We start from the raw sequence: 25,428 nt of genomic DNA on the forward strand, positions 1-25,428 counted from the left end.
CGAGCGGGCGCGCTGCGCGGTCGGCCGGCGCCGCTTGGCCGGCGGGGGCGGCGCGACCGCCTGCAGCTCGACGAAGATCGGATTCGGGTCGAGCGTCACGGTGCTCGCGGCAAACCCGTTCTCGGCCGTGCTCGGCGTCTGGACGGCACGGACCGGAATCGTCGTCGGCTGATAGCCGGGCAGAGCGAAGCTCACCGTCATGTCGCCGACGAGCGGTGCCGGCAGCGTGCAGGGCGTGCGGCAGCTGCCGCCGCCCGACAGCTTGGCCTCGGCGCCCGGTGGATCACTTTCCAGGTTCAGGGCCGTGGTGGCCGGTCCGCCGAGCCCGAAGCTCGGCATCTGGAAGCTCGACAGCGACTCGCAGCCGGCGAGCAGACTGCCCGCGGCCGCGATCGCCAGCACTCGGCGAAAGACGGTGGTCATGGTTCGGCGTCCCCCAACGCCCGACCGCGACATTAATCAGGCGGACCGACCGGTGCAACCATGCAACTATCGGTGGTGCTGCGGAGGGCCGGGGACGGTCGACGGTCAGCCGGCGCGCAGCCCGAGAAGCTCGGCGACGGCGGCCGGCAGGTCGTCGTACCGGCCGATGACCCGGTCCGGGGCGAGGCTTTCGACCGGCACCTCGGTGTAGCCGAAGTCGACCGCCACCACGGGCACGCCGGCCGCCTTGGCGGTGACGATGTCGGTGCCGGAGTCGCCGACCATCACGGCCATCGACGGCGAGCCGGCGGCCGCCGCGATGGTGCCGAGGAGGGCGCGCGGGTCGGGCTTCATGGCCACGAAGGTGTCCTGGCCGCAGATCGCGGCGAATCGGTCGGCGAGGCCGAGCGCCTCGAGCAGCTTCACCGACAGGCGCTCGAGCTTGTTGGTGCACACGGCGAAGCGGCAGCCGGCGGCGTCGAGCGTGTCGAGCGCGTCGACGAGCCCGGGAAACGGCCGCGACAGCGCCGCGATGCGCTCCGCGTAGTCGTCGACATAGACGGCGTAGAGGCGGTCGATCTCGGGGGGGCCGCAATCGCGCCCGTGGGCGCCCAGCGCGCGCTCGATCAGCAGCCGGGCGCCGCCGCCGATGAAACGGCGCGCCTCGTCGAACGGCACGGCGGCGAGCCCCTCGCGGATCAGGAGACCGTTGAGCGTGTCGATCAGGTCCGGAGCGGTGTCGACCAGGGTGCCGTCGAGGTCGAAGACGACGAGCGGGGACGGCGCGGGCTGGTGCATGGCGGTCTCGGCTGGCCCGGCGATCGCGGCCGGGGCTCCCGCTCCGGTCTAGGCCGGCCCGGGGCGCCGGCGCAAGCGGTCCGGTCGCCGCAGTGGCGTCGCGCGATCGTGCTCTAGGCGAGGCGGCGGAACGGGGCTACATAGCGGGCCGGCACACCACGAGCGTTCCAAACGAGCGCTGCGAGACCCCCGTCCGGGCAAAGCGATGAATCCTGACTCCCTCAAGCGCGAGGCGGCCGCCCGCGCCGTCGATCTCGTCGAGCCCGGCATGCGGCTCGGTCTCGGCACCGGCTCGACCGCCAAGCACTTCGTCGCGCTGCTCGGCGAGCGGGTGCGGGCCGGCCTCGACGTGATCGGCGTGCCGACCTCGGAGGCGACGCGCGCCGACGCCGAGGCGGCCGGAATTCGCATGTCGACGCTCGAGGAGACGCCGGCCCTCGACCTCACGGTCGACGGCGCCGACGAGATCGCCCCCGACCTCTCGGCCATCAAAGGTGGCGGCGGCGCGCTGCTGCGCGAAAAGATCGTCGCCGCGGCCTCGGCCCGCATGGTGGTGATCGCCGACGAGAGCAAGTGGGTGGAGACGCTCGGCCGCTTCCCGCTGCCCGTCGAGGTGGTGCCGTTCGGCGTCGCGCCGACGACGATCGCGGTCGAGGCGGCGGCCGTCGCGGCCGGCTGTGCCGGGCGGGCGGTGCTGCGCCGGACCCGCGAGGGTCACGCTTTCGTCACGGACGGCGGGCACCTGATTCTCGATCTCGCGCTCGGCCGCATCCCGGATCCGGCGGCGCTCGCCGAACGTCTCGCCGCCGTCCCGGGCGTCGTCGAGCACGGCCTGTTCATCGGGCTGGTGCGCACCGCGATCCTCGCGGGCAGCGCCGGCATCCGCATCGAAACCGCCCGCGCCGTTCGCGGGTAGACGACCCGCAGCGTCGCCAACAGGGGGCTCCCATGCCGCTCGCCACCTCGCTCGTCACACTCTTTCGCGCCACCGCCGCGGCCGCGCTGGTCGCCGGAACGGTCGGGCTCGTCCCGGCGCAAGCTCAGGCACAAGCCCAGCAGCCGGCCGATCCGTCGCCCGCCGCCGTCGCCACGGCCCGCGAGCTGATCATGGTCAAGGGCGGCAACGCGGTTTTCGACCCGATCGTCAACGGCGTCATCGAGTATGTGAAGAACGCCTTCCTGCCGACCAACCCGCAGCTCGGCAAGGAACTCGGCGAGGTCGCGCTGCAGCTGCGCAAGGACTACGAGAGCAAGCGCGCCGAGCTGCTCGGCGAGGTCGCCAAGGTCTACGCCCAGAAGTTCTCCGAGGCCGAGCTGAAGGAGCTCGTCGCCTTCTACAAGTCGCCGCTCGGCAAGAAGATGTCGACCGAGGAGCCCGCCGTGATCGACCAGGGCCTGAAGAAGGCGCAGGTGTGGGCCGACGCGTTCTCGGAGCAGGTGATGAGCCGGTTCCGCGAGGAGATGAAGAAGAAGGGCCATACTCTGTGACCACGACCGAACGCCGCGTCGACCTGTTCGTCATCGGAGCCGGCTCGGGGGGCGTGCGTGCCGCCCGCATCGCCGCCGGCTACGGCGCCCGCGTGATGGTCGCCGAGGAGTACCGGGTCGGCGGCACCTGCGTGATCCGCGGCTGCGTGCCGAAGAAGCTCCTGGTCTACGCGGCGCGCTTTCGCGAGGCGTTCGAGGACGCGGTCGGCTTCGGCTGGAGCGACACGGCGCCGACCTTCGACTGGGCGAGCCTGATCGCCAGCAAGGACCGGGAGATCGCGCGCCTCGAGGCGGCCTACAAGTCGACCCTCGGCAAGGCCGGGGTCGAGATCGTTGCAAGCCGCGCCGTGCTGCACGACGATAAGACGGTGCGGCTCGAGCCGTCGGGTGAGCTGATCAGGGCCGAGCACATCCTGATCGCCACCGGCGCGACGCCGTCGCTCGGTCCCTCGATCCCCGGCATCGAGCACGTGATCTCGTCCAACGAGGCGCTCGCGCTCGATCATCTGCCGGCCCGCGTGCTGGTGCAGGGCGGCAGCTACATCGCGGTCGAGTTCGCCTCGATCTTCTCCGGGCTCGGCAGCCAGGTGTCGCTCGTCTATCGCGGCGAGAACATTCTGCGCGGCTTCGACGACGACGTCCGCCAGCAGCTACGGATGGAGCTTGAGAAGCGCGGCATCAAGGTGATCACGGGCGCGACCGTGACGGCCGTGGAGCCGCACGGCAAGCACTACACGGCGCATCTGTCCTGCGACATGCAGGTCGGCGCCGACGCCGTGATGTTCGCCATCGGCCGGCCGCCGAACGTGCGCGGCCTCGGGCTGGAGACGGTGGGCGTGAAGATCGCGCCGAACGGCGGCATCGCGGTCGACGACTTCTCGCGCACCTCGGTGCCCGGCATCTACGCGGTCGGCGACGTGACCAACCGCATCAATCTCACCCCGGTCGCGATCCGCGAGGGGCACGCCTTCGCCGACACGGTGTTCGGCGGCAAGCCGACCAAGGTCGATTACCGCTGCGTTCCGACCGCGGTGTTCTCCGAGCCGGAGGTCGGCACCGTCGGGCTCGGCGAGGCGCAGGCGATCGAGGAGGTCGGCGACGTCGACGTCTACAAGACCAGCTTTCGCCCGATGAAGGCGACCCTGTCGGGGCGCGACACCACGGTGCTCCTGAAGCTCGTGGTCGACGCCGCGAGCCAGCGCGTGCTCGGCTGTCACATCGTCGGCGAAGGGGCGGGCGAGATGATCCAGCTCGTCGGCATCGCGGTCCGCATGGGCGCTACGAAGGCCGATTTCGACGCCACCATGGCCGTGCACCCGACCGCCGCCGAGGAGCTGGTGACGATGCGCCAGCCGACGCTGCGCCACCGCCGCAAGGCGGCCGAGTAGGGGAGGCCCTCGCCCCGGAGAGCCCGCGAAGCGGGTCTCTCGACGGGCGAGGGAGAGACCACGGCGACGCCGCACGGTGCAGGGCCGCGTGCACATCGTCATGAGATCGAACGAAGCGGACAGCGTGCCGACTGTGGTGGCGGCGGATCGCGGGCCCGTGTCGCCTCTGGCCTGCCGGCGCATCCCTCGTGTATAAGGCCTCCCGCGCGGAACGAGAGACCTCCGGGACGAGACCCGGCCGGCGCGCGACGAGGACCAGATCATGCCCGAGCGGTGGACCCCCGAGAGCTGGCGCAGGAAGCCGATCCAGCAGGTGCCGGACTTCCCGGACCTGGACGCGCTGTCGGCCGTCGAGAAGCAGCTCGCGACGTTTCCGCCGCTGGTTTTTGCAGGCGAGGCCCGCAGCCTGAAGCGTCAGCTCGCCAAGGTGGCGGCCGGCGAGTGTTTCCTGCTGCAGGGCGGCGACTGCGCCGAGAGCTTCGCCGAGCACGGCGCCAACAACATCCGCGACTTCTTCCGCGTCTTCCTGCAGATGGCGGTGGTGCTCACCTATGCGGCGGCGTCGCCCGTCGTGAAGGTCGGCCGCATCGCCGGCCAGTTCGCCAAGCCGCGCTCCTCGCCGGTCGAGACGCAGGGCGGCGTGTCGCTGCCGAGCTATCGCGGCGACATCGTCAATGGCAACGAGTTCACGGCCGAGGCGCGCATCCCGGATCCGCGCCGCCAGCTCGAGGCCTACCGGCAGTCGGCCGCGACCCTGAACCTCTTGCGCGCCTTCGCGCAGGGCGGCTACGCCAATCTCGCGAGCGTGCATCAGTGGATGCTCGGCTTCGTGAAGGACAGTCCGCAGTCGCGCCGCTACATGGAGCTCGCCGACCGCATCTCCGAGGCGCTCGGCTTCATGCAGGCCTGCGGGCTCGATCTGGAGCGGCATCCCGAGCTGCGCGGCACCGAGCTCTACACCAGCCACGAGGCGCTCCTCCTCGGCTACGAGGAGGCGCTGACCCGCGTCGATTCCACCAGCGGCGACTGGTACTGCACGTCCGGCCACATGCTGTGGATCGGCGACCGCACCCGCCAGCTCGACCACGCTCACGTGGAATACTGCCGCGGCATCAAGAACCCGATCGGCCTCAAATGCGGGCCGTCGATGAAGGCCGACGATCTGATGCGGCTGATCGAGGTGCTCGATCCGGAGAACGAGCCGGGTCGCCTCACGCTGATCTGCCGGATGGGCGCCGACCGGGTCGGCGAGCTGCTCACGCCGCTGGTCCGCGCCGTGGCGCGCGAAAAGCGCAACGTGATCTGGTCGTGCGATCCGATGCACGCCAACACGATCTCCTCGGCGTCCGGCTTCAAGACCCGGCCGTTCGACCGCATTCTCCAGGAGGTGAAGGGCTTCTTCGCCGTGCACGCGGCCGAGGGCACGATCGCCGGCGGCGTCCATCTGGAGATGACCGGGCAGAACGTCACCGAATGCACGGGCGGCGCCCGCGCCATCTCGGACGAGGATTTGAACAACCGCTATCACACCTTCTGTGATCCGCGGCTCAACGCCGAGCAGTCGATCGACCTCGCCTTCCTGCTCGCCGAACTCCTCAAGAAGGAGCGCCTCGCCCGCCACGTCCCGATGCCGGCCGCCGCGAGCTTGTGATCAGGCGTTGGTCATTCCGGGGCGCGCCGAAGGCGCGAGCCCGGAATCCATAACCCCGGTGTCGCTGGCTCACGGTAGGCCGGGCGTGTGGGGCCCGGGCTCGGCGCACCGAAGTCGGCTTCAGCCGACTTCGGTGCGCAATAAGACGGATCCCGGGCAGGCACGGGCTCCGGCGCGCCGCGCCGGGACGACAGGCGTGGTGCGTTTCCGTCCCCTTCACCCCGCGTTAACCGCGCCGGCGAACTCGCGTCGCCGCGCCGGCGCGTTCGGCAATGAATCGATAACAAACTGGTTCAAATTGTCCCTTGTTCACGGAGGCACAGGGAGCCGGGAGTGACAGGGGACAGGGGCCGCTCGTTTCGCGCCGCGACGGCGTTGGCGACCCTGGTGGTCTCGGTCCCTCTCTTGACGCTCGGTCCCGCTGCCGCCGCCGAATGGCCGCGACTTCCGTCCGAACCCACGGGTGAGGCCACGGTCTGGGATCCGGGTCCGCGCTGGCCCAGCCTGCCGTCCGAGGGGACGGAGGCGCGGCCCGCCGGCTCCACGGTGGAACCGCGACGGGCACAGCCGTCGCCGACCGCCGACGTTTCGGCCACGCAGGAGAGGCGGGCACAGCCGTCGTCTCCTGCGGCCGAGCCGGACATCACCGGAAGCATCCCCTCGATCGCCGCACCCGCGACCATCCCGGCGCGTGACACGCGCCCGGCGCGCGACCCGCGCCCGGAGAGCCGCGCATCGTCCGACGCGGACTGGGGACCGGCCTGGCCGAGCTTCTCGGAAAGCGCCGCGCCGGCACCGGCCGACACGGCCCCGCGCAGCACCGGCGCTATATCGTCCGCAACTGCCCCGATCCCCAAGGCGCCCCCGGTGCGACCCGCCTATGTGGTCCCGGTGGCGCCGGCGCCGTTCAGGATCGATGTCGGGGCGCGCTACTGGTACTCGACCGGCAAGGTCGATTTCGGCTTCCGCAACGGCGTTCCGGGCTACGGCGATCCGACCTCGACGCTCGACTGGCGCGGCATGAACGGCCACGCCGGCGAAGCGTTCGCGCGCATCGCCCACCAGCCGACCCGGCTGTTCGTCAAAGGCCTGATCGGCGCCGGCACGCTCGACGGCGGCACCATCGTCGACCGCGACTTCTTCGCCGGCCAATGGAAGTTCTCCGACACGACCAGCACCGTCACGGGCGACAGCCTGCGCTACGGCATCGTCGACGCCGGCTGGTCGTTCGAGGTGCCGAAGGCCGGTTGGCGGGTCGGCGGCTTCGTCGGCTACCACTACTGGAACGAGACGCTCGGCGCCTCCGGCCTGATCACCAACCCGGACGACTTCGGTGGCGCCTACTGGGGCGTGCCGGCCGGCACCCGGCTCGAGAGCGACGCGACCGCCGTGTTCGTCTACGAGCCGACCTGGCACGCGCTGCGGCTCGGCGTCGACGGACGCTGGGAGTTCCTGCCGGGCTGGTCGGTGTCGGGCGAGGTCGCCTGGGTGCCGGTCGCCCATGTGGAGAACAAGGACAGCCACCTGCTGCGCCAGGGCATGAACGATCTCGGCCCGGCCCCCAATGTGATCTCGCGCTCGTCGCGCGGCTGGGGCGTCGAGGCGGAGCTGTTCGTCCACTACGCGGTCACGCCGTTCCTGGAGATCGGCGCGGGCGGACGCTACTGGGGGCTGAATGCCGGCACCGGCACGGTGACGTTCGGCCCGAGCTTCGCCCAGACCTACGACCTCACCCGGTTCGAGCAGCAGCGCTACGGCCTGCTGCTGGAGGCGAAGGGCCGGTTCTGAGCGACGAGTCGATCATTCGGCTCGCGTCGCAAGCGCCGCATCAGCCGATCGACGCACCCCCGACCTACGGCGCGTCATGCCCGCGCTCGTCGCGGGCATCCACGATTCCGGGCGAGGTCAGCGCGGGGGACGTGGATGGCCGGGACGAGCCCGGCCATGTCGAAGGCGAGGGGAGTGGCCCCGTCCTCTCTCGACTCAGATCGAGTCCTTGAGCTCCTTGGCGGCCCGGAAGGCGACCTTCTTGCTGGCCTTGATCTTGATGGCCTCGCCGGTCGCCGGATTGCGGCCCATGCGGGCGGCGCGCTTCTTGACCTGGAGGATGCCGAGGCCGCCGATGCGCAGGCGATCACCCTTCTTGAGATGCTTCACGACCAGACCGACGAAGTCGCCGAGAATCGCCTCGGACTGCTTCTTGGCGATCTCGTGCTCGCCGGCGAGCGTCGCGGCGAGGTGCTTGAGCGTGATGGTCGGGGTCGTCGTGGTCGCTGCCTTGGCCATCTCTTATTCCTCCTCTGCGGATCGATGGACGCCGAAACTGCCCGTCACATAGACGATTCTTCGGCCTTGGCCAGCCGCAATCGACGGAAGTGCCCATGTTTCTTGGGTTTCCGGGGCGTGACGTGGTGAATCGGCCCGTCTGCCAGCACTTTCCGGGAGCGCCGCTTCGGCGGAATCATGTCGCCGCGGAGCGCCTTTCCGGCATGCTCCGGACCGTCGCGATGTGCGCTTGACTTCGTTTCGGGAGGGCCCTAGTAGAGCGGCTCCGAAGTTCGGGGGCGTAGCTCAGTTGGTTAGAGCGCCGGCCTGTCACGCCGGAGGTCGCGGGTTCGAGCCCCGTCGCTCCCGCCAGTCTTATCAGAGACTTGGCAGTCTCCCCCGAACGTCGTTCCAACTTCCCCGCCCGGCGCGTTCCAACTTTTCTTCACAGTCCGTTCTCCCGCAGCTTGCGGCGGCCGGCTCGTCGGGCGTCGGTGACGCTGCGAAGCGTGGCGACGTTCACGGGCACATAGGTCGCGAAAAGGGCATTTGAGGCCGAGAGGGTGTTTCCCATCGCGTGCGAGAGCGCCTCGGCCGCCGCGCCTCCGGCGATCGCTTCGACGGCGCCGCTGCGTCGGAAGTCGTGGCCGATAGTGCGGCGTTCGCCTGGGCCAAATTCGGCGGCTCGAACGTCCCGGAAGTCGTCGCCGAGCGTATCCTTGGAGTAGGCGGCTCCTGACCGATTCCGGAAGATGTAGGCGTCGCCGTGGAGCTCGACCCCGAGGCGCTCCAGGTAGGCTGTGAGCACTGCGATAGCGCGGTCACTGATGTAACCCGCAAGATCAGATGGCACAGGCGGGATCCGGCGGGAATTGCCTGGATCAGGCGGGAAAACCCCGGCGGCGTCGAGGTTTGACGGGCGACGGCGGCGGCCGTTCCCGGGTCGCATCGCGCAAGATCGAATGGCACGAGCCGTCGGTGGCCGGGAGAAATTGCCGCCCGTCTCGGAGTTAGTCCCGACATGGCCTGGGTGATCGCCGCGGGGGACTGGGTACACCGATCGCTTTGACGGCACGACGAATTTTCGTGTGGTCCGCCGCTCCGGACGGCACCGCATGCCTGCTCGCCGTTGAGCTGTCGGGCGCAAGAACCGTAAACTGAGTTGACGGCTCCTAGAAAGCTCGATCGACTAATATAAGCTATTGATTTATATAGCTTATTCGTGGATTTCGCGTCGACTGGCGGAGTTGGAACCGTAAACTCGCGCCGCGCCTTACAACGCGCGAAATCCCCCTGGAAAGATCGGCCAGATCAACGGCGAGAGCCGCCAGCCTTTCGTATGTACCGCTCGCAATCTGCCACGTGACGCCGATAGCTCTTCTCGCCGTCCTCGATCGCGACGAGCGCACGTGCCGGCGGGAGATCGATGTAGATCGCCATGTTGGACAAGCTCGTGGCGGCCAACCCGCACGAGGCCCGCCGATCGTCGCGCTGCTCCGTCTCGTCGAGCATCTTCGAATAGAGCTTCAACAGCCTGGTCTGCTCGGTCTTCAAGCTTCCCCGATCTCCTGCGTGCAGGGCAGCGGTGATGATCCGCTCGGATCGGCGCAGGTCCGCCACGAAGGCGTTGAAGTCCGTTCCTGCAATCGCTGGGGCTGTTCCCAATAGAACAAGAAAAGCGACCAAGACGCGCATTGCACTCTGTGAGCCTAAAGGCTCCTCCCCACCCACCGGACGCGCCCGATAATCCTCACGGGCTCCACCGTCGGCACCTCTTCCTCGTCCGGAAACAGCTCGCGATTATCAGACCGCATGTAGAGCTTCGAACCGCGACGGCGTAGCCGCTTCACCAACGCTTGGTCACCGATCGAGAAGACGTAGATCCGGCCGTCGATGATGTCCGTGTCGGCGATGTCGACCACCAGCGGGTCGCCGTCCTCGATCGTCGGCCGCATCGAATCGCCTTCGGCGATCATGAACCGCGCGTTCTCTGCCTTCAGATGAACTCGGCGCAGTGCGGCGGCCGAGAACGGAACCTGCTCGACCTCCTCGTCGATCGCCAGCGTGCCGTTCCCGGCTGAAGCCCGGAACGCAAGCCGGCGAAGGCGCACCTCGGGCCCGGGATCAGCGGGAATCGATTCCCCGGTGGCCAGCCATCCGACAGATACGCCTCCGGCATTCGCAATTGCGATTAAAGTATCGAGCGACGGATCGCCGCCATTCAATATGCGATTGAGCGCACTCTGAGAGATGTCCGCTCGTGCCGCAAAAGCGGCCTGTGTCTCGTTTCCCATCACCTTCTTAAGGCGCTGATGGAAACCAGTTTCCTGAGATTTAGCTCGCTTCGCCAGTTTTCATACTCCCGCGATCGCAAGTCGCATGAACACCGTTGACGAGAATCGAACTTGCGATTAACGTCATCACAATTGTGATACGCGGACCCCTAAAAACCGGCCGTCGGGCGGCCGGTTCTCGAGGCGAGAGATGCGGCGGCGTCGGAAGTGGGACCGTCATGCCATCAAAGCGGAATTACACCGGCGCGGACTGACCCTCGTGGGGATCGCCCGCGCGGCGGGTCTCGAACCGAGCGCGACCAGGGTTGCGCTACGCCGAAGAAACACCAACGGCGAGCAAGCGATCGCGACGGCACTCGGGGTCGAGCCCTCCGTCCTGTGGCCTGAGCGTTACTCCGAGCTCGGCTCTCCCGCACAGAATATCCGACTCGACCCAGTCGCCTCCAGTCCAATGTTGTTGCGCGAATTGACCGCCGGGGAGAGCCGATGATCTCCGGCCGGTCCAGCAATCACGTGAACGCGGACACAGGGACGAGCCGGGCCGAGCGCGCCTTCGTGCTCCTGATCGTCGCCGCCACCCTCCTGTGCGGCTGGCTGACCGTCTCGGCCGTGATCCTCGAACTGATCACGCGGGGGGCTGCATCGAGCCTCTCCGCTTCTCCTCACTCGAATGCGCGCCACCTGCGCGACGGCTTCCCCGGGCCGTCAGTGGTGGGGCCGCGGGGCTACCCGCACACGACCGGGACGAACTCCGGCGGACGCGCTCCCGGCGCGTCCGCCGGCTTTTTTCCGGGCCTTTGAGCCACCTTCGAAGCGGCAGAGAACATGACCATCACGACAATCGAGATCGAGAAAATCGACGCCTCCGGTCGGCTGCGGCCGATCCGGCCCGACTGGGTCGAAGCCTTCGCCGAGCAGATCGCGGCCGGCGAGGAGCTGCCCCCGGTCGAGGTCGTCGCCACGGGTGACGGCACCTATCGGCTGATCACGGGCGGCCACCGTTTCGCGGCCCACAAGGCCGCCGGCCGCGAGACGATCGAGGCGGAGGTGAAGGACCCCGAGCGCTACGCCGACGAAGCCGCCTGTCGGCTCCGCGAGATCAAGGAGAACTTCTACCGGGTCGGCCAGACCGAGCTCGACCGCTGCGTCGCGATCGCCACCTGGAAGGAGATCCACGAAGCCGCCAACCCGGTGCCGAAGCGGGGCCGGAAGAGCGCCGAGGAAATTGCCGCAGAATCTGCGGGAATTTTTCTGCAAGGCTTTTCAACGGTCGCCGCCGAGGTCCTCGGCATTTCCGAGCGCTCCGTCCAGGTCGCCGTGAAGATCGCGACCGGCATCGACAAGGAGGTCCGCGCCGCGCTCGCGCTGCACCCGGTCGCCGATCACCAGGCCGACCTTCTGCTCCTGGCCCAACAGAGCGAGCAGCGCCAGCAGGCGATCGCGGCGTTGCTGATGGATGCGGACGCCGGCGTCGACTCGGTCGGCGAGGCGATCGCCGCGATCGACAAGACCCCGAAGCCGGCCCGCATGGCCGCCTGGGAGCGGCTCGCGGGCAAGTTCGCGAAGCTCAAGGACAAGCAGCAGCACGCGTTCTTCGAGGCGCACTACGACACGATCACGGTCTGGCTCGCCACCCGGAACCAGCCGAAGGCACAGGCCGCTCGGTGATCGTCATGCCGCGCCGGGACACCTCCACGCTCGACCTGTTTCGCGACTACGAGCCGGCGCCGGTGGTGCCGCGCTTCGCAGCCGACGAGGTCAAGGCGTGGACCCCGGCGCGGCGTCTGTCTCGCGCGATCGCCAAGACGCTCGACGAGTGCGGCCGCTCCCGCGAGGAGATCGCGGCCGCAATGACCGAGCATCTCGGCGAGCGCGTTCCGAAGGCGATGCTCGACGCCTACGCCTCTCCCGAAAAGCCGCACGCGATCTCGGCGCAGCGCCTCGCCGCCCTCGTGTTGGTGACGGGCGACGTCCGGCCCCTCAACACGCTGCTCAACGATGCCGGTCTGATCGTGATCGAGGCGAAGTACGAGGCGCTGCTCCGGCGCGAGAAGGCGCGCGAGCTGCGTGAGAAGCTCGACCGCGAGATCGAGGCCGCCGACGCACAGTGGAAGGCGCGGCGATGAGAGAGTGGCTCACCGCGCAAGAACTCGCCGAGGAAGCTCTGCCGGGCCTGCCCTCCACGAAGATGGGGGTGCATGCACTCGCGAACCGCGAGGGCTGGGCCGAGAGCCTCGCCTACGCCCGGCGCCGGTCCGGCCGCGGCGGCGGGATGGAGTTCAACGTCGCGCTGCTGCCGCCGCTCGCCCGCATCGCCTATGAGCGCCGGCACCGGACCATCGGTGCCGCCGACGTGCCGGCTCCGCCCGCGACTGCGCCGTCTCCGAGCCGCGACCTCTCCGATCGCGCCGCGCTGGAGCGCGACGCGCGCCTCGCGATCGTCGCGGCCTATCAGGCTTTCAGCGTCGGCCAGCGCCTCTCCGAGACGGCCCGCACCAAGATCTTCGTCGACGCCTACAACGCCGGCTCGCTGACGATCGAGCCGTGGATCCGCGAGATCGTCCCGGCACTGTCGCCGCGCTCGTTGGCCCGCTGGCGCGCCGCGCGCGCGACCGGTCAGGCCGATGCGCTCGCCGTCGACCGCGCCGCGGCCCGCAAGGGCAAGGGCGTGCTCGACCAGGCCGCCGGCGGCCGCGTGCGGACCTTCCTGCTGGCGCTGCTCGCGCAGAACCCGCACCTCTCGGCGCATCACCTCCGCCAGCTGATCCGCTCGGAGTTCGGCGACACGCTCGACCTCGGGAGCGGCAAGGCCGTGCCGGTGCCGCCGGTTCGCACCATCCAGCACGTCGTGGCGAAGCTCAAGGAGACCGAGCACGTCGCCCTGACGAAGCTCTCGAACCCGGACCGCTATCGCTCGCACCTGGCGCCGTCCGGCGTCGGCTCGTATCGCTGGGTCGTCGAGCCGAACACGCTGTGGATGATCGACGCCTCGCCGGTCGACGCGCTGTGCACGGACGGCCGTCACACGATCTACGCCGCGATCGACATCGCGACCCGACGCACCGTGCTCTATGTCTCGCGCACGCCGCGCGCGTCGGCCGTGGCGCTCCTGATCCGCAAGGCGATCCTCGCCTGGGGCGTGCCCGACAAGATCAAGACCGACAACGGTTCCGACTTCGTCGCCCGCGACACGCAGCGCCTGTTCGCCGCGCTCGGCATCGAGATGGAGCTGTCGGACCCTTACCAGCCGCAGCAGAAGGCCTTCGTCGAGCGCGTCATCAAGACGTTCCAGCACGACTGCGCGACGCTGCTGCCGGGCTTCGTCGGCCACTCGGTCGCCGATCGCAAGACGATCGAGGATCGCCAGAGCTTCGCGGAGCGTCTCGGCGCCGAGACGGCCGAGACCTTCGGCGTGAGCCTCACCGGCGCCGCGCTGCAGACCATGGTCGATCGCTGGGTCGACACGGTCTACGCCGAGCGCGAGCACGCCGCGCTGAAGACCTCGCCGCGGCTCGCGGCCGCCGCTTCGAAGCGGCCGATCCGCACCGTCGATCCGCGCGCCCTCGATCTCCTGCTGATGCCGGTCGCCGGCGGCGACGGGTTCCGCGAGGTGACGAAGCTCGGCGTGCGGGTGGACGGCTTCCACTACGTCGTGATGGAGGCGCTGCCCGGCGACCGCGTGCTGGTCCGCATGGACCCGGTCGACGCCGGCCGGATCTACGCCTTCGACGCGGAGGACGGCCGCTTCGTCGGCGAGGGCCTGTGCCCCGAGCTGGCCGGCCTCGACCCGGCGGCCCTGCTGGCGGCGCGGCGCGCGGCGCAGGCCGAGATCCTCGACGAGACGACCCGCGAGGCACGGCGCACCATCAAGAAGATCACCAACGGCCCGGCCCTGATCGAGCGGGTCCTCTCCGTCGCCGAGCGCGATGCCGCGACCAACAACGTGATCACGTTGCCCAAGCGCACCGAGGCTCACGAGACCCCGGCGATCGCCGCGGCTCTCGACGCGATGACGCCGCGCTCGATCGAGCCGCCCACACCGTCGGCCGACGTGCTCGCGCTGCAGGCGCGGCTGATCGCCGAGGATCAGGTCGTGCGGCCGCTGCGCACCGAGGAGACGCAGCACCAGCGCTGGAAGCGCGCTCTCGATCTGATTGCCCGGATCGCTGCCGGCGAGCCGGTTGCGGCCGACGAGGCGATGTGGCTCGGCGGCTACCGGGCCGGCCCGGAGTTCAAGGGATTTGCGGAAACCTACGGCGACCCGCTCGAAAACATTGCGCCCGCCGAAACGAAGAACCCCGTCGCCTCCTGGTCCGAGGCGACGGGGCGCAGCAACACCTTCTGAAGGAGGACAGAATGTCGACGGTCAATGCCGAGGTCAATGGACGGAGCGGTCAGGTCCCCCTCAAGAACGTCGCGATCTTCATGGCGCTTGTCAGAAAGCTGATCGAGCGCGAGCCGCATCTGCCGGGCTTCGGCGTGTGCCACGGCCCGTCCGGCTACGGCAAGACCTACGCCTCGATCTTCGCGCAGAACAAAACGCGCGCCGTGCGCGTCGAGGTCGGCGAGAGCTGGACCCGCAAGACGTTCCTCAAGGCGCTGCTGTTCGAGCTAGGCATCCAGGCGCGCGGCACGATCAGCGACATGGCCGACCAGGCGAAGGCGACGCTCGGTGACGACCCGCGGCGGCCGCTGATCGTCGACGAGGCCGACAAGCTCGTCGACAAGGGCATGGTCGAACTGCTGCGCGAGATCGGCGACGTCGCCGGCTGCCCCGTGATCCTGATCGGCGAGGAGCGGCTGCCGGCGAAGCTCGTCCAGCACGAGCGCATCCACAACCGGGTGCTCGACTGGATGCCGGCGCAGCCCTGCGATCTCGACGACACGGCGGCGCTCGCCGCCGCGCTGTGCCCGCGCGTCACCATCACGCCCGATCTGCTCGACGAGATCCGCAAGCAGTCGGATGGCCGCGCCCGGCGCATCGTCGTCAACCTCGCCCGGGTGACCGAGCTGGCGCGGAACCGCGGCCTAACCACGATCGACCGCGCCGCCTGGGGCGGCACCGCGTTCTTCACCTCGAAGGCGCCGACGCCCCGCACCGCCGACGTGATGCGACGGAGCGCGTGATGCCTACGCCCGTCAAAGCATCCCCGAAGGCGCACACGGTTCCGATCGTCATCCCGCGCGGGCATGATCACTTCTGGGCCGTGATCCGCGACCTGGACAAGGCAGGACCGTGGTCGACGGCCGACGTGCATGGGCTGCAGAACGGGCACGTCGCCACTGTCCGGGAGTTCATCGCACGCTTGGTGAAAGGCGGAGTCGCCCGCGTGGTCGGGCGTTCGCCTCTGGTCACTTACAGACTCGTGACGAGGCCCACCGCAACCCCGCGCATCAGGCGTGACGGCACGCAGGCGCCGCCCTCCGCGCAGCAGCAGCTTTGGACCGCCATCCGGCAGCTCGGCCAGTTCACCTATCCCGAGCTGATCCTCGCGGCATCGACCGACGAGCTTGCGATCGGCGCCGTTACGGGGCGCTCCTACATCGGCCGTTTGGCTGGTGCGGGCTACCTCGTCGCCGTCGTCCCGGGCGGCCCCGGCAAGCCCGCGGTCTGGAAGCTCCGGCCCGGCATGAACACCGGCCCGAAGGCGCCGCGGATCCTGCGCACCCACATCGTCTTCGATCCGAACCGCAATGCGGTGATCGGCGAGGCTGCGGCCGAGGAGGTGTCCTCGTGAAGCCGCCGAAGCACGACTTCGTCGCCCGCGCGAGCGCCGCCTGGGGCGCCGACCTTCCGGCCTGGGTGCAGGCGCTCGCCGAGGAGGCGAACCGCACGTCGGGGGCGGCTGCGGCGGCCCGCATCGGCTACTCGCCGCCCGTCGTCTCTCAGGTGCTGTCGCGCACCTATCCGGGCGATCTCGCCCGCATCCAGGAGAAGGTCGCCGGCGCCCTGATGGGCGCGACGGTCGAGTGCCCGGAGCTGGGCGAGATCGCCCGCGACCTCTGCCTCGATCACCAGGCCAAAGGCTTCGCCACCACCTCGTCGGTCCGCGCTCGCGTGGCCCGAGCCTGCCGCTCGGGCCGCTGCCCGCACAGCCGCATCAAGGGAGGGGCTACATGATCTCCGCACCCCCGCTGTCCGAGCAGATCCTGCGGCTCGCCTATTGGATGGGCGCCATCAAGTCCGGCACGCACGAGATCAGTCAGGAGGGCAAGGAGGCGTTCGAAGCCTCCCTCCATTCCTGTGCCGAGCTGGCCGAGCGCCTCGAAGCCGATCTGAAGGCGGCGCGCGGGGCGATGCTCGACGATGCCGCGCGAAAGGTGCTGTCCGAACGGATCGTCGCGTCGGCCGCGCAGGCGGCCCTCTCGTCGGCGCAATTCGACACGCTGGCGCGAGCCGCATGCGGCCAGGTGCCCAACGTCGTTCTGTTCCCGGAGCCGCGCCGCGCCGCCCGGCGCGTCGTCGAGCGCCCGTTCGGAGGCGATGCGGCATGAGCGGCACCGTCAGCATCCGGATGATCCTGCGCGCCGTCGGCTACGCCTTCGGCGTCCCGAGCAGCAAAATCCGCAGCCTGCGGCGCACCGGCGACCTGTGGCAGCCGCGGCACGCTGTCTGCCTGCTCGCGCGCGAGATGACGACGCTGACCTTCCCGGAGATCGGCCGGCTGCTCGGCGATCGTGATCACACGTCGATCATGCACGGCGCCGACAAGGGCCAGGCCCTGCGCGACAGCGATCCCGACTTCGCGCGCCGCCTCGATACCGTGCGCGAGATGATCCTGACCGAACTCGCCCGGGCCGACCGCTGGCAGGACGCCGACGCGGTCGCCGCGGCCGAGCGCGTGATGGGCGCCGCGGATCCCTGGCGCGCCGCAATCGACCTCTCGGTCGACGAGGTCGTCGCCGTCGCGGCCCGAGCCGTCGCCCTCGAACACGTCGCCGCCGGCACCTATCGGCTCCTCGCCCAACTCGACGAGATGCGCCGATGCGGAGCGCGGCTTCACGAGCCCGATGCGCGAGACCGCATCGCCGAGCTCGAGCCCGCGGCCGACGCCATCTCCGATGCCATCGCCGAGGCCCTTCAGGGGCTCGGCTACGAATACGCCGAACCGGCGGACGAACCCACCTCCGAACCGAAGGACGAGACCGATGGCCAAGCGCACCAAGGTGGCGGCCCCGCAACTGCCCGTGCCGCAGAGTGACGTCGAGGCGGCCGCCGCCGTCGCCCGCATCGGCGTGCTGATGCGCGAGCTGGAGCGCATCAAGGCGGCCGGCGAGGACCAGGTCGCCGCCATCGCGGCCGACGTGAACGCCACCTCGGCGCCGCTGCGCGCCAAGCTGAAGGCCGAGACAGAGGGCCTGCGCACCTTCTGCGAGGCGAACCGCGGCCGCCTCACCGAGCAGTTCAAGCGCAAGACCGTGACGTTCGAGACCGGCACGGCGGCCTGGCGGGCGCGGCCGGCGAGCGTGACGCTGCGCGACAAGGTCGACGAGATCATCGGCCGGGTGAAGGCGCTCGGCCTCACCCGCTTCGTGCGCACCAAGGAGGAGATCGACAAGGAGGCGATGCTGCGCGAGCCGGCGCTCGCCAAGAGCATCGTCGGCGTGTCGATCGGCTCGGCCGGCGAGGACTTCGTGGTCGAGCCACTGCAGATGGCCGAGGCCGCCGCATGACGACCGCGCGCCCGCCTGCACCCCACGCGGCCGCCCCGGCCTCGGCGCGGCAGATCGGCGCCGTTCACACCCTGAAGGCGCATCTCGGCCTCGACGATGCGGCCTATCGCGACCTCCTGGAGGGCGAGACCGGCCAGCGCTCCGCCAAGGCGCTGTCCACGGCCCAGGCGGCCCGCGTCATCGACCGCCTGAAGGGCTTCTCGGGGCAGCCTCGAAGCGGCTTCAAGTCCGGCCTGCCGGACGCGCTGCCGCGCACCGCGGCGGCCGGCGCGGCCGCAGGCGCCCGGGAAGGCACGCTGCAGCTCGACGGCGCCTATGCGGCCAAGCTCCGCGCCCTGTGGATCAGCGCATGGGACCTCGGTCTCGTGCGCGACCGCACCGACGCGGCGCTGCTCGCCTTCGTGGCCCGCCAGACCGGCATCGTCCACACCCGTTGGCTGCGCGACGCCGGCGACGCCGCGGCCGTGATCGAGGCGCTGAAGAGCTGGATCACGCGCGAGGCCGGCGTCGAATGGCCGGGCCGCGAGGCGGAGCCGGCCGAGTTCAAGCTGGCCGTGCTCACGGCGCAATGGCTGCGCCTGGTGCAGCTCGGCGCCGTGCGGCTGTTCCTCACAACGAAGCCCCTGGACGACCTGGACCAATACGCCTTCACGGTCGCCGGCAAGCAGGGCTGGCCGTGGTTCGACGGCGACGACTATGCCGCCGTCCAGGCGGCGCTCGGCCGCAAGCTCCGCAAGGCCCTGGCCGGCCGGGCGACCGCCCGGAGGTCCGCGCCATGACGGCCGCCGCGCTCCGCCCGCCGGCCGAGGAGCCGACCGTCGACGTCGTGCCGCGCGGCGCCGAGACGCTCGTGCTGCTTCGCGGCTGGGCGAGCAGCACCCGCGCGGCGCTCGACGACCGCACCCGGCGGCTGGTCGCGGCGGCGATCCGCGACGCGCTCGACGCCCGCCCGCATGGCGGCCTGACCGTCACGGTGGAGCTGTCGCCGCGGCCGGCCGACGGGCTCCGGGCGGCCGCGGCCGTGATGATCTCGGCCGACGCCAAGAGCGTCGTGCTGGCCGCGCTCGGCCGCGACGGTCTGCCGCTCGCCGCGGCGCGGCTCGACCAGGCCGCGATCGACGCCCTCTCGGGAGACCGGACGTGAGCCGCGTGGTGATGCCGACCGCCTCGTTCGCGACGCTCGCCTTCGAGCTGCGCGTCTACGCGCACCGCGAGGTGCTGGCGAACCACGGCGTCGAGGAATTTTTGGCCCGCTATCCGCACCCGGGCCTCGGCGTCACGCTGGCGCAGTTGCGCGAGAGTGCCGCGCTGGTCGGTCAGGCGTCGATGCTGCTGTCCCTCCTGGCTCCTCACGAGGCCGCGGTGCGGGCGCTGGTCGAGGCCGGCACCGCCCCGGATGCCGCCCCTGCTCCGGCCCGGGAGGCCGCCGCGCCATGAGCTACTCCTGGCTGCCCGCGCTTCTCGCCGAGATCGCCGAGGTCGCCGGCCTCGACGCGGCGCTGGCGCTCGCGGCCGCCCGCGGCGGCACCCGCGTCCGCATCCCGGCCCAGGCCGACGACGATCACTGGCTCGTCCGCTGCGTCGGCCGTAAGGCCGCCGATGCGATCTGCATTCACTTCCGTCAGGGTTCGAACCGCCCCCGCGGCGTCTATGTCGAGGTCCCGCTCGGCCGCGCCGCCAACGCCCGCCGCGTCATGGCCCAGGCACTGGCCCGCGGCGCCTCGGCCGCCGAGGCGGCCCGGGCCGCCGGGATGACGGAGCGGAGCGCGTATCGAATGCGGCGGCGGGGGCGACTGTACACTGAGGACCGTCAACCACGGCTATTCGACTAAGCCATCGAGAACGGGCTAGTTCCACAGCAGCGCTTTCGCGGGAACCGAATCTCCAAACAACTTTTTCTGGCGCTTGGAGGTCCACCTCTCGATGCGATGCTTTATGTCATGTTCAATGGAGGGATAAAACGAATAAAATACTTCTGAAGCGCCCTCAATATTGCCGCCCCATATTTCGTACCTCCCATCAACAATCTTCGTGAGGAGGACGGAAGCCTGCCAGAACATTGCCGGATCAGTTGCGACAATCATCTTCTGGAACCACGACTTCGCCCAGTCGTTCTTCCGGTACGCCTCTCTTGCCGCACGCTGCGCACTCCCAATGTACCCGCGCGCACCTTCAAACCGGCTAATAATTTCTTCCGGATACGGATGAGAATCGGAGAAACCCGCCAAAGTAAGGGCACGGCACATATCCGCCGGATGCCCATCGGCTAGCAACTCATCAATCGTCTGAAAAACAATTTCACTGCGGCCAGCCAGGTAAGCTGTGAGCACTTCACTTGCGACCTCCTCATCGGTCCAACTCGCAAGCAGACGTTCCCTACATAATTTGCGCACCGTCGGACATTCTGCCTTACGCCAAAGTGACAAGCATTCTGACGGAATCTTCGACATTCCCTCTACATGTCGCACGGTCGGCGCAAGCTTCATTAGCCGTCGGAACAGGGTTTCTGCTTCCGAATTCTGGCAAACGAGAGACAGTGCTGTGTGTGCTGCGAGGTTATGCAGATGCCTCAACTGAATATCGTTTGCTGATATCAGCATTTCCAGCCAACGCTTATTTATACCAGGACAGGCTTTGAAAATTGAGCCAAGCCCCGCCTCTGTCAGATTCGCGATGACAAGTTGCGCATCTCGTTCTTCTATTTCATTAGCAAATTGTCTAAAGGCACTCAAAACCCGCTCTCTTCGCTGCTCCAACTGCTCTTCCGTCAGTTTTAGCGATCTTAGTTTATCGGAAAGCGTTTCTAGCGACACTGGCTCACTGAGCGATATCATTGGCGGCTGCGCTTCAGATGAAAGCCTCGTCGCCGCTGTGATTTCAGGGATCTCCGGCGTCTCAACGTAGCCTAATGCTGATTTAAGAGATTCATCTAGCTGTAGCCCTATCATATTGGCTGTTTCGGCTCCGAAGACCCGGGCAGCAATCCCATAGTGTCCGATGTCAATTCGGTCGAACACTGTTTCTATATCGACTAAGCCCGCCTTGGCCGCTTCTATCAGGGCAGATGAACCATGCCATCGTTCGTAGGTCCTATCCCTGTTAGGCACAGAATGTGCGCTCCATCCGGAGGCAATAACGGCTTCCAGAAGTGTCACATCCGCATAAGCGGCCGCCACCCCAATCGCTTCCGCCCGAACAGTGGTATGGCGCGACTCGATGAGTGGCAGCACAATCGAACGAGCGCGTGGGGTTAACGGTGGCCGCGAACGATTGATCGCCGCAAGGACGGCCGCTTGCGCATCCTCATCGGTCCGCCGTAACACATCTTCGAGCACACGCTCCGCAGCTTCGGCCGACGGTTTCAGCAGCGCGTCAGTGATGTCTGAAAGGACTGTTCCCCCTTTGATTGCTGCAACGGCTTCCAACTGCTCGTCGGGCATCAAATGCGGAAAAGCTATCAATACAAAGTACTGTGCAGTGTACCACTCGTCGCGCTCCTGCACGCAATCTGCACGAACAGTGCAGGCGAGTCCGGCGGCGAGATAGCGTTCGGCTTGCGATCGGAGGAGCGCACCGCTGTGACCTAACAGTGCGTATGCTCCTTGCATGCGCGGCAGTCCGCTTCTCGTCAGCACGTCATCGGCTAGCGCCCGATGGGCTACCGTCGCCGCATCAACGTGAAATCGAGCTACGCCCGTTCTAGCCATTTCAAAAAAATGGTCCTTCAGCCCGCGCGCCCTGTCTATTGCGACGGTGGAAGGAATAATGGACTTATATTGTTTTGCAGTCTCATCGACATTCAGCGGCTTTTCGGTGGTCGGATCACATGGGTCCACAGAACAATAGCCCTCGATCCGAGACCACCCCCCGAATCTTTCCCGATCGCGCGTGAGCGACTCCGCCAGTATCTCGGCTTCTTGAGCGTCCTCCAGATCACCTGTGGCACGAAGAACCTCTACTCTCGCCCATTTTCCGACCTGCGAAGTGACGTCTACTCCGAACGACATTAACTCGTTCAGCAACGCTGCTCGAGTCGCTGACCAATCGATTTTATTGAAGCGGATAAGCTGCCTGTACTCATCATGTGGTGATTGAATAGCCGGGGCCAGCGAGTTTGAGACACTCCAGCGCATCAAGTGTGGCGCAAATTGTAAAAGAGGTTTTCCTGCAATCAGATAGAACACGGCATTTTGAAGCGCATCAAGATTCGATATAGCTGAGAGTTCAAGATTGATTGCAATATATTCTTTTTCGACGTCCGTCAGTGCGCTTTGCCTTTTGTCTATATCCCTCAAGCGCTCGTCGCGCTCTTTTCTAACTTCCTCGGCGGGGTCTCGCCCCGGTGTTCGGAACATCATCCTCTCCGGAGCGAGAGAATAGAGTGAGAGCCAGCGCTTTGCAGAAGTCGCGATATCCGCCCAAACAGCGGGTTCGTCGCGCCACATAATAAGTGCACGTAAAAGCCAAACATTATTCGGAACAAAGACTTCGCTGGAATGCACGCTTTCCATTGCAGCCAGGAAGGACGCGGGGGCCTTTCGAGCCAATGAGTAAAATGCGACCACCTCATCGTTCGGAAGGTTTTGGAGGGAGACGAATTGCTCCAGCAGCGCGGCTCTGACCTCGGGGCCCGTGCTTTCATCTAGGCAGGCAATCTGAGTTGCGACGAAAATGATCTTTGCGACCTCGTCAAGGGCTGCAATTGGCTCGATTATAACTGCAAGCCGCCCTCGCGGATTGCGTCCATTTCGCAGCTCGCCTTCCAATCTCATGTTCAAGAAGAGTGCAATTCCAAGAATCAGGCCGTCTTGATTAATCTCGTATTCCTGAGCAGTTCCTTTTATAAGGCGAAAAAAATTCCCGGACGCCACAGCCTGAAGTGCAACGTGGGAGTCTACATTAAATAATTTAATATCGTCTCGTTCTTGGCTTTGAACTCTTGAGATTGCCTTTGATGCAAGATACTTCAGAAGATCGGCAAACTCAGGGCCCGAAATCGGCGCAGCTCCTGTTTGCTGCACTTTTCGCATGTATTCAAACATTAATCGACCAACGCTCAATTCATCGAACAGCTCCACTTCTTTGCTATCAAGAAGGCCGACTGCGATTGAAAGGATTCGAGGGTTGCGAAGCGCATCCAATACTTCAGCTTTCATTCCGTCAGGGCAAATTCCCCGGCGCCGCAAGATTGTAATTAGCTCCGGTCCCGTCCAGCCAACCACGTTGACAACTTTCACAGCAGACTCGAGAGCATTTTTGATGTACGCCCAATGTGCCGCTCTTGTAGTAACAACAAGAGCTCCCCCAACTGCTTGCAATTCGACCGCGGCAAGGTCCAGCCACCGAGACCAATCTGCCTTAAGCGGCTGGTTAAGTCCGTCGACCACTAGTGTTATGCGAACATTTTGGACGTCAGGCTTCGCGCGCCACATACGCAGGCGGCGAATCCAACGCATTTTAGTCACGTCAGAATATGTCCCATTAGTTTGCTGAATAATTTTTCTGATCAAGAACTCCGAAAATTCACGATTGGCCTCGCGGTCGAGAAGTTCTTCTGCTGGGCAGATAATCAGAACCGATCTAGGATCGCAGCTTAGCCATGGCTGGACAGCAAGCCATGATTTTCCGACACCTTCGTCGCCCACCAACGCGTAGATTTCTGCTTCCGGCTTGCCAACAAAAGCGCCCTTGAGTTCGGCCTCCGCGGGCCTTCGAATTGCTGGCAGTCCAGAGGAATCCAAGGGTGCGAGCGGCTGTCCGAATGCTGCACGCGCCAGCCTGCGGTTGGAAAATATCTTGATCGCCCATTCACGGTTCGCTGCCTTTGCATGTCCCAAACCAGCCTCTTCAGCTGAAAGCGCCGTCCGCAATGCTGATAGCCGGTCCGGAAGGTCCGGATGAGCCGCGAAATGCTCAATAGCGAGCAGTGCTGCCTTGACCAGACTCGCTTTTGCCTTCCCTTCCAGTTCACGTTTAAGGAAATCGATGGAATTCTGCGCAGAAGCGGCGACCGCCACTAACAATGAGCCGAAATCGTTATAAGACCAATCCAGAACTACGACTCCAATTCCTTTTCTTGCCGCAGCAACTCTTAAATCGCCTGCTGTCTGTGTCGAAATTTCACAGGTTGCGCCAAGTATCCAGACATCTACTTGGCCCGCATCATCAATTTCCAGGTCGAGGAGTTTTGCGGCGATCGCGGATTTTTCTGGGTGTTCAGTGTAGCGCTTAGCCTCGAAATAGGTCTCTCCACTGTCAAAGGCCGACTCGCCATCGCGGCCACGCTGACTCCCGGATCGTGCAAGGCGGAACGTCTGTCCGGTGACGTGTCCTAGCACCACACCCAGCAGTCCCTCGAATCCGTTTGGACCGGACGGATCGAGTAACAGGAGCGCCGCTCGGAGTTGGTCCGCATGCGATTTATCTTCCGCATTCATACGGCGGTCCTTTTTTGGCTGCGAAGCAACGGTCTTTCGAGCGCACCTGGAACGCGTGCCTGTGAGGGGGGCGACTGGAGAGCGGCGTTAGCATCTAGCCATTTTAATGCCTTGATCTGGTAAGCGGCAATTCCTCTCGGTGCTCGTGGTCGGTTCGAGGGTCCTGTCAGCGGCTTCCCTCCGCCCTGACCCGCGCACAGTCCGGTCCGCGGGGGCTGGACATGAAGCAGAACTTTGGCAAGGCGCTGGAGCGGGTGCTCGTCTACGAGGGCGGGTACAGCAATCATCCGCGCGATCCGGGTGGACCGACCAACAAGGGCATCATCCAGCGCGTCTATGACGGCTATCGGCGCGGCAGGGGCGAGGCGCCGCGCAGCGTGCGCGAGCTGACCCGCGACGAGCTCGTCGAGATCTACCGCCGCCAGTACTGGGATCGCATCCAGGGCGACCGGCTGCCGGCCGGCGTCGACATCGTCGTCTTCGACGGCGCCGTGAACTCCGGCTTCTCGCAGTCGACGAAGTGGCTCCAGCGCGCGCTCGGCCTGGCGCGCGTCGACGGGGAGCTGGGCGAGGCGACGCTCGCCGCGGCGCTGTCGCATCCCGACCACGACGCCCTGATCGCCGACATCTGCGCCCGCCGGCTCGGCATGCTGCAGAACCTCTCGACCTGGGACGTGTTCGGCAAGGGCTGGGGCCGGCGCGTCGCCAACGTGATGACGATCGGCCAGGCCTGGGCCTCCGGCTCGGTCGGCCCGCAGCCTGTCGCCGTGCACGAGTATGGCGGCGACGCCAAGGCGCTGGTCTCCGACGTGGCGCTGCCGAAGGTGTCGGCCGAGACGGCGACGCAGGGCACGCTCGGCGGCGGCGCCATCGCGGCCGCCGTCAACGGCGCGCGCGAGCAGCTGCAGCCGCTCGTCGGCAGCAACCGGACCGTCGACCTGGTCTTCACGGTGCTCACCCTGATCGGCGTCGCCATCGCAATAGGGGGCGCCGCCTATGCCCTGTGGGCC

The 25,428-nt window shown here is 67.0% G+C and carries 28 protein-coding genes and 1 tRNA gene; 22 read left to right on the forward strand and 7 right to left on the reverse strand.

The features are described 5' to 3' along the window. Both CCR97_RS29320 and gph read right to left on the reverse strand, forming a co-directional pair. Positions 1 to 423, reverse strand: a 423-nt coding sequence (locus CCR97_RS29320) for a PEGA domain-containing protein (protein WP_201160155.1), incomplete at its 3' end; no start/stop codon positions are given. A gap of 105 nt (positions 424 to 528) precedes the next feature. Continuing rightward, positions 529 to 1,221: a phosphoglycolate phosphatase gene (gene gph, locus CCR97_RS29325; protein WP_111359606.1), complete on the reverse strand. Its 693-nt coding sequence runs from the start codon at positions 1,219 to 1,221 to the stop codon at positions 529 to 531. Positions 1,222 to 1,426: 205 nt separating this feature from the next. Between gph and rpiA the strand changes: the two genes are divergently transcribed. The 5 genes from rpiA to CCR97_RS29350 all read left to right on the forward strand — a co-directional run bounded on the left by rpiA (position 1,427) and on the right by CCR97_RS29350 (position 7,536). Continuing rightward, positions 1,427 to 2,137: a ribose-5-phosphate isomerase RpiA gene (gene rpiA / locus CCR97_RS29330; protein WP_111359605.1), complete on the forward strand. Its 711-nt coding sequence runs from the start codon at positions 1,427 to 1,429 to the stop codon at positions 2,135 to 2,137. 32 nt (positions 2,138 to 2,169) lie between these two features. Next, positions 2,170 to 2,709, forward strand: a complete 540-nt coding sequence (locus CCR97_RS29335; protein WP_111359604.1) for a DUF2059 domain-containing protein — start codon at positions 2,170 to 2,172, stop codon at positions 2,707 to 2,709. Further along, a complete protein-coding gene (gor, locus tag CCR97_RS29340) occupies positions 2,706 to 4,097 on the forward strand; it encodes a glutathione-disulfide reductase (protein ID WP_111359603.1) in 1,392 nt (463 codons plus the stop codon). The genes CCR97_RS29335 and gor overlap by 4 nt, the downstream gene beginning before the upstream one ends. 262 nt (positions 4,098 to 4,359) lie before the next feature. Continuing rightward, positions 4,360 to 5,748, forward strand: coding sequence for a class II 3-deoxy-7-phosphoheptulonate synthase (locus CCR97_RS29345; protein WP_201160156.1), 1,389 nt, complete (start codon positions 4,360 to 4,362; stop codon positions 5,746 to 5,748). An 867-nt stretch (positions 5,749 to 6,615) separates the two neighbouring features. Continuing rightward, positions 6,616 to 7,536 (forward strand): hypothetical protein, encoded by a 921-nt coding sequence (locus CCR97_RS29350; protein WP_111359567.1) that lies wholly within the window; start codon positions 6,616 to 6,618, stop codon positions 7,534 to 7,536. 195 nt (positions 7,537 to 7,731) lie between these two features. Here the strand turns inward: CCR97_RS29350 and CCR97_RS29355 are convergent, their stop codons facing one another. Beyond that, on the reverse strand, positions 7,732 to 8,034 hold the full coding sequence (locus tag CCR97_RS29355; RefSeq protein ID WP_111359568.1) for an HU family DNA-binding protein: 303 nt from the start codon (positions 8,032 to 8,034) through the stop codon (positions 7,732 to 7,734). Between the two features lie 274 nt (positions 8,035 to 8,308). Here CCR97_RS29355 and CCR97_RS29360 point away from each other — a divergent pair. Continuing rightward, positions 8,309 to 8,385 (forward strand) — tRNA-Asp (locus tag CCR97_RS29360). 73 nt (positions 8,386 to 8,458) lie between these two features. Here the strand turns inward: CCR97_RS29360 and CCR97_RS29365 are convergent. From CCR97_RS29365 to CCR97_RS29375, 3 genes are all read right to left on the reverse strand, one after another. Beyond that, positions 8,459 to 8,821: a hypothetical protein gene (locus tag CCR97_RS29365; RefSeq protein WP_111359569.1), complete on the reverse strand. Its 363-nt coding sequence runs from the start codon at positions 8,819 to 8,821 to the stop codon at positions 8,459 to 8,461. A 503-nt stretch (positions 8,822 to 9,324) separates the two neighbouring features. Continuing rightward, positions 9,325 to 9,708: a hypothetical protein gene (locus CCR97_RS29370; RefSeq protein ID WP_111359570.1), complete on the reverse strand. Its 384-nt coding sequence runs from the start codon at positions 9,706 to 9,708 to the stop codon at positions 9,325 to 9,327. Positions 9,709 to 9,722: 14 nt separating this feature from the next. Then, positions 9,723 to 10,364 carry an XRE family transcriptional regulator gene (locus CCR97_RS29375; RefSeq protein ID WP_338049160.1) on the reverse strand — a complete coding sequence of 214 codons (642 nt, stop codon included), beginning with the start codon at positions 10,362 to 10,364 and terminating at the stop codon, positions 9,723 to 9,725. 133 nt (positions 10,365 to 10,497) lie between these two features. Between CCR97_RS29375 and CCR97_RS29380 the strand changes: the two genes are divergently transcribed. From CCR97_RS29380 to CCR97_RS29450, 15 genes are read left to right on the forward strand one after another with little or no spacing between them, the layout of a single operon-like run. Beyond that, the gene (locus tag CCR97_RS29380; RefSeq protein ID WP_111359572.1) at positions 10,498 to 10,797 is read left to right on the forward strand and encodes a helix-turn-helix domain-containing protein; all 300 of its coding nucleotides are present in this window, start codon (positions 10,498 to 10,500) and stop codon (positions 10,795 to 10,797) included. After that, positions 10,794 to 11,108, forward strand: a complete 315-nt coding sequence (locus tag CCR97_RS29385; RefSeq protein WP_201160157.1) for a hypothetical protein — start codon at positions 10,794 to 10,796, stop codon at positions 11,106 to 11,108. The genes CCR97_RS29380 and CCR97_RS29385 overlap by 4 nt, the downstream gene beginning before the upstream one ends. 24 nt (positions 11,109 to 11,132) lie before the next feature. Further along, the gene (locus CCR97_RS29390; protein WP_201160158.1) at positions 11,133 to 11,975 is read left to right on the forward strand and encodes a ParB/RepB/Spo0J family partition protein; all 843 of its coding nucleotides are present in this window, start codon (positions 11,133 to 11,135) and stop codon (positions 11,973 to 11,975) included. A gap of 5 nt (positions 11,976 to 11,980) precedes the next feature. Beyond that, on the forward strand, positions 11,981 to 12,433 hold the full coding sequence (locus CCR97_RS29395; protein WP_207199622.1) for a hypothetical protein: 453 nt from the start codon (positions 11,981 to 11,983) through the stop codon (positions 12,431 to 12,433). Continuing rightward, positions 12,430 to 14,652, forward strand: coding sequence for a DDE-type integrase/transposase/recombinase (locus CCR97_RS29400; RefSeq protein WP_201160159.1), 2,223 nt, complete (start codon positions 12,430 to 12,432; stop codon positions 14,650 to 14,652). The genes CCR97_RS29395 and CCR97_RS29400 overlap by 4 nt, the downstream gene beginning before the upstream one ends. Before the next feature lie 11 nt (positions 14,653 to 14,663). Beyond that, a complete protein-coding gene (locus CCR97_RS29405) occupies positions 14,664 to 15,434 on the forward strand; it encodes an AAA family ATPase (protein WP_111360123.1) in 771 nt (256 codons plus the stop codon). Continuing rightward, positions 15,434 to 16,045, forward strand: coding sequence for a hypothetical protein (locus tag CCR97_RS29410; protein WP_111360124.1), 612 nt, complete (start codon positions 15,434 to 15,436; stop codon positions 16,043 to 16,045). The genes CCR97_RS29405 and CCR97_RS29410 overlap by 1 nt, the downstream gene beginning before the upstream one ends. Next, positions 16,042 to 16,428 (forward strand): transcriptional regulator, encoded by a 387-nt coding sequence (locus CCR97_RS29415; protein WP_201160160.1) that lies wholly within the window; start codon positions 16,042 to 16,044, stop codon positions 16,426 to 16,428. Before CCR97_RS29410 ends, CCR97_RS29415 begins: the two co-directional genes overlap by 4 nt. Further along, positions 16,425 to 16,802: a hypothetical protein gene (locus CCR97_RS29420; protein ID WP_201160161.1), complete on the forward strand. Its 378-nt coding sequence runs from the start codon at positions 16,425 to 16,427 to the stop codon at positions 16,800 to 16,802. The genes CCR97_RS29415 and CCR97_RS29420 overlap by 4 nt, the downstream gene beginning before the upstream one ends. Next, positions 16,799 to 17,509: a helix-turn-helix domain-containing protein gene (locus tag CCR97_RS29425; protein ID WP_201160162.1), complete on the forward strand. Its 711-nt coding sequence runs from the start codon at positions 16,799 to 16,801 to the stop codon at positions 17,507 to 17,509. The genes CCR97_RS29420 and CCR97_RS29425 overlap by 4 nt, the downstream gene beginning before the upstream one ends. Further along, positions 17,457 to 17,981, forward strand: a complete 525-nt coding sequence (locus tag CCR97_RS29430; protein ID WP_201160163.1) for a host-nuclease inhibitor Gam family protein — start codon at positions 17,457 to 17,459, stop codon at positions 17,979 to 17,981. The genes CCR97_RS29425 and CCR97_RS29430 overlap by 53 nt, the downstream gene beginning before the upstream one ends. Beyond that, positions 17,978 to 18,760 carry a regulatory protein GemA gene (locus CCR97_RS29435; RefSeq protein ID WP_111360742.1) on the forward strand — a complete coding sequence of 261 codons (783 nt, stop codon included), beginning with the start codon at positions 17,978 to 17,980 and terminating at the stop codon, positions 18,758 to 18,760. The genes CCR97_RS29430 and CCR97_RS29435 overlap by 4 nt, the downstream gene beginning before the upstream one ends. After that, positions 18,757 to 19,125 (forward strand): hypothetical protein, encoded by a 369-nt coding sequence (locus CCR97_RS29440; protein WP_201160164.1) that lies wholly within the window; start codon positions 18,757 to 18,759, stop codon positions 19,123 to 19,125. The genes CCR97_RS29435 and CCR97_RS29440 overlap by 4 nt, the downstream gene beginning before the upstream one ends. Continuing rightward, positions 19,122 to 19,418 carry a hypothetical protein gene (locus tag CCR97_RS29445; protein ID WP_111358103.1) on the forward strand — a complete coding sequence of 99 codons (297 nt, stop codon included), beginning with the start codon at positions 19,122 to 19,124 and terminating at the stop codon, positions 19,416 to 19,418. The genes CCR97_RS29440 and CCR97_RS29445 overlap by 4 nt, the downstream gene beginning before the upstream one ends. Further along, positions 19,415 to 19,813: a helix-turn-helix domain-containing protein gene (locus CCR97_RS29450; RefSeq protein ID WP_201160165.1), complete on the forward strand. Its 399-nt coding sequence runs from the start codon at positions 19,415 to 19,417 to the stop codon at positions 19,811 to 19,813. Before CCR97_RS29445 ends, CCR97_RS29450 begins: the two co-directional genes overlap by 4 nt. A gap of 15 nt (positions 19,814 to 19,828) precedes the next feature. Here CCR97_RS29450 and CCR97_RS29455 read toward each other — a convergent pair whose 3' ends face one another. Then, positions 19,829 to 24,418, reverse strand: a complete 4,590-nt coding sequence (locus tag CCR97_RS29455; RefSeq protein WP_146618790.1) for a hypothetical protein — start codon at positions 24,416 to 24,418, stop codon at positions 19,829 to 19,831. 221 nt (positions 24,419 to 24,639) lie between these two features. Here CCR97_RS29455 and CCR97_RS29460 point away from each other — a divergent pair. Then, positions 24,640 to 25,428, forward strand: a 789-nt coding sequence (locus CCR97_RS29460) for a glycoside hydrolase family 108 protein (protein ID WP_201160166.1), incomplete at its 3' end; no start/stop codon positions are given.

This window comes from Rhodoplanes elegans (genome assembly GCF_016653355.1).
Lineage (GTDB): Bacteria > Pseudomonadota > Alphaproteobacteria > Rhizobiales > Xanthobacteraceae > Rhodoplanes > Rhodoplanes elegans.